This window comes from Caballeronia calidae (genome assembly GCF_900044055.2).
In the GTDB taxonomy this organism is placed as follows: domain Bacteria; phylum Pseudomonadota; class Gammaproteobacteria; order Burkholderiales; family Burkholderiaceae; genus Caballeronia; species Caballeronia calidae.
The window spans coordinates 1-2,966 of the sequence record NZ_FCOX02000210.1; the positions used below are offsets into that span (position 1 = coordinate 1).

Annotated in this window: 3 protein-coding genes and 1 pseudogene; all 4 read right to left on the reverse strand. The window is 60.9% G+C overall.

Going from position 1 to position 2,966, the window contains the following annotated elements; all coding sequences use genetic code 11:
• Window positions 1-289, reverse strand: a pseudogene (locus AWB78_RS44885) (IS66 family transposase); the annotation flags it as partial.
• 95 nt (window positions 290-384) lie between these two features.
• Window positions 385-2,025 (reverse strand): IS66 family transposase, encoded by a 1,641-nt coding sequence (tnpC, locus tag AWB78_RS42015; RefSeq protein ID WP_062613157.1) that lies wholly within the window; start codon window positions 2,023-2,025, stop codon window positions 385-387.
• Window positions 2,026-2,115: 90 nt separating this feature from the next.
• A complete protein-coding gene (gene tnpB / locus AWB78_RS42020; protein ID WP_062613159.1) occupies window positions 2,116-2,469 on the reverse strand; it encodes an IS66 family insertion sequence element accessory protein TnpB in 354 nt (117 codons plus the stop codon).
• A complete protein-coding gene (tnpA, locus tag AWB78_RS42025; RefSeq protein ID WP_232478125.1) occupies window positions 2,469-2,837 on the reverse strand; it encodes an IS66-like element accessory protein TnpA in 369 nt (122 codons plus the stop codon). The genes tnpB and tnpA overlap by 1 nt, the downstream gene beginning before the upstream one ends.
• Window positions 2,838-2,966: the final 129 nt, after the last annotated feature.

Here is a 2,966-nt window from a genome sequence, read left to right on the forward strand (position 1 = left end):
AAACTCTGGATATAGTGCCTACAAGTTGTTGGCGATCGTATCTTATCCAGATAAAAATAATCTTGGGATACTGATCCCAGCAAGATGCAAGGCGAACTTTGCCGCTTTCGGTCAACTCGTTAAAGCCGGCATAGCCGTCCCCCTGAAGGATGCCTTCGAATCCCGCAAGATGGGTCTGGGGGTGAATGCCTTTGCGGTCCGGCGAGTAAGCGAACCAGACAGCAGCGGGTTCGCTCGAACCTGAGCGGCGATCATCGGTAAGCGCGAGGTTTAGCACACCGAATCGAGAATTATTTTCAAGTCTCGGCGGTTGATATCAACTGGTGAGTCTGCATTGGGGTAATTGAAGCGCGCGGTCACGATGACCGGCGCGCGGCCTGTAAGTCAGCCGGTCTCGGCCTTGGCCTGCTGTTGCCGCGCATAATTGAACGGCAGCAGGTCAGTCACATCCGCATCCGGCGCACGCTGCGGCAGCTCCGTGAGTACATGCAGCAGGTAGTCGTACGGCTCGACGCCGCAAGCCCGGCACGTCAGCACCAGGCTGTAGATGGTGGCGCTGGCCTTTGCGCCATCAACCGTGTCACTGAACAGCCACGATTTTCTCGAAGTGGCAAACGGCCTTACGTCGCGCTCGATGACATTGTTATCGATGGCGGCGCGACCATCAGTGACGTAGCGACTGAGATATTCCCACTGGTTGCGCGTATAGGCAATCGCCTTGCCGAGCAGGCTCTGCGGCGTCACCTTCGGTGCCAGTTCATCGAGCCACGCCTTGAAGGCCTCGATCAGCGGCACACTGTGTTTTTGCCGCAAGTCGTAGGTATAGTCCGCACGTGTCTGGCCGGCGGGCAGATCGCCTTTGGCCAGTGCCTCAACGCGGTATAGGGCCTGGAAGTACTCAAGCGCCTTCGCCACGCGAGCGTTCGGCATCTTCTGCTTGCCAGAGTCCGTCTTTTTTGTAGCCGCCTTGTCCGCCTTGACGAACAGCCTGCGCGCGTGCGCCATGCAGCCGAAGTGCGTTGCCTTTTTAAGCGTGCGCCAGGCACTGTAGCCGTCGCTCATCAGCATGCCGCTGTAGTCGCCCAGAAACTTCTTCGGATGCTCCTGGCCGCGTCCCGGCTGATACTCGAACAACACCACGGGCTCAGCGCAGTCCTGCGCGCTGCGGTAGCACCACATGTAACTCTTGCTCGACGCGGACTTGCCGGGCTCTTTGAGTACCTGCACGGTTGTTTCATCACCGTGGATCAGCGGTTGCGACAGCAACGTTTTATGCAGCGCGTCGTACAGGCGGCCGTAGTGCAGTTCGCTGGGGCGAATGACCCAATGGGCGAGCGTGCCGCGACTCACCGGAATCTGCCAGCGTGCGAGCGCCTCCTGCATCCGGTACAACGGCATACCGTCGACGTACTTCGCGGTCGCGACCGTCGCGATCACCGATGCGTCCGCATGGCTGCCCGGGATCGGCTGAACCGGCATCGGCGCAAGCACGACCGGAGTATGTTCGGCGTGCCGCTCGCAGTGCCGGCAAGCCCATTTGGAACGTATGTTTTTACGGACCGTCCATTTGACCTCGACGTGCAACTGTTCGCTGACGTCCTCGCCGATGCGATGCATCGGATTGCCGCAACAGGGACAGCCTCGCTGGTCCTCCGGCAGGTCGTATTCGACTGGTTCACGCGTCAGGTACGCCGGCAACGGCTTGCGTCCGACCTTGCGTCGTTCAGGCTGGCTGGCCGGGGGCAATCCGGTGACGGGCAGCGCGGGCTGGGCACCCTCATCGTCCTCGTCGCAGGGGTCGGTCCGTGCCATCTGCTCGGCTTCATCAAACACGCGATCCTTGCGCTTTTCGCTTTTCGGCGCGTAACGCTCGGCCTGCAGCAGGCGGACCTGTTCCTCAAGTTGCTCGACGCGCTGGTTCAGCTCGCCGATGTGTTTCGCGTCGTCGGCTACACGCGCCTCGAGGGCCTGGATATAGCCCTGAACGCCCGTAGGTACGTGCTTGAGGTCTGGTGCATTCTTCATGCGCTCCAGGGTAGCGAAGCGCGGCGCGCCGTAGGTTTACCTAAATTCGTAAATGGCGCGCCTCCCGTTGTTTACGTGCAACGCACCGGGCTAGCTGGCGTGCTGGTAATGGCGCACAGGATGACGGCAAAGCGCGTCGATGTCGATACCATCGAGCAGCCAGTGAAGCTGCTGGCTCGTCAGTTCGATCACTTCCTGATGCCGTCGCGGCCACACGAAACGGTCTTCCTCAAGCCGACGCAGCAGCAGCCAGAATCCGGTGCGATCGTACAGCAGGAGCTTGATTCGATCGCATTTGCGGTTGTGGAACGCATACACGGCGTGGGCGAGCGGGTCCATCTGCATCGAGTCCTCAACTAGGGCGGCAAGGGTATTGATGCCACAACGGAAGTCGATCGGCTCGCGGTAGAGGTAGACCCTCAGGTCATCGGCGAAGCGCAGCATCAGCGACTCCTCAACGCGTCGATCATCGCCGTGAGCAGCGCCGTATCCTGTTGGCCACATTCAAGTTCAAGACTCACCCCGTTGGGCAACTGCGCCACCAGACGTGAGGGCAACGGCGGTCGGTGCGAGGGCCGCACGGCTTCGCGTCGCATTGAGGCTGGCAAGGCTTCGGAAGTCGCTGCCCCGGAAGGTGCGAGTTCTACGACCGGCACGAACGCCGGCACGTGGACGTCAAGAGGCTTCTCCGCGCGGTGGCACTCTAGTCCGCGCTCGCGCTGGACCCATTTGCGCAGCTGGTTGGCGTTCACGCCAGCCTTGAGGGCCAGCCCGGACACTGACGCTCCCGGTCTTTGGCATGCCTCGATCAACCGGCGCTTGCCCTCTGGATCAAAGCAGCGCCGGCCGCCTTCATCGATATACGGTATCCGCTAATTTACGCACACCGTAGCGAGAATTGTTCGCAATGACTGGGCGAGCGTAGGCGCATCGCGACGATC